This is a genomic window from Affinundibacterium nitidum (genome assembly GCF_014284155.1).
In the GTDB taxonomy this organism is placed as follows: Bacteria; Pseudomonadota; Gammaproteobacteria; order Burkholderiales; family Burkholderiaceae_D; genus Undibacterium; species Undibacterium nitidum.
Window position 1 is genome coordinate 1 of the sequence record NZ_JACOFZ010000073.1, and the last position, 224, is coordinate 224.

At 51.3% G+C, this 224-nt stretch carries 1 protein-coding gene; it reads right to left on the bottom strand.

What is annotated here, in order from left to right:
* Positions 1-224 (bottom strand): hypothetical protein (locus H8K36_RS19090; protein WP_186920468.1); only part of this gene is annotated, 224 nt, incomplete at both ends.

A 224-nucleotide genomic window follows, 5' to 3' on the forward strand; every position in this document is an offset into this window, starting at 1 on the left:
TCACATTGCCGGTGACTGTGTTCGGTACTGCATCTTCAGTGATGTTGTTGATGTCACCGACCGCTACTGGTTTGCTATCCGTAATAAGGATATCTAAGCTGTCGTTATTCGTTGCGCCTAAGGCATCGGTGACTGCCACGGTGATACTGTCGGTCACATCGCTGTTCGCACTTTGTACCGCAGGGTCATAGGTGTAGCTGACGACACCGGTACCGCTGTTGTAG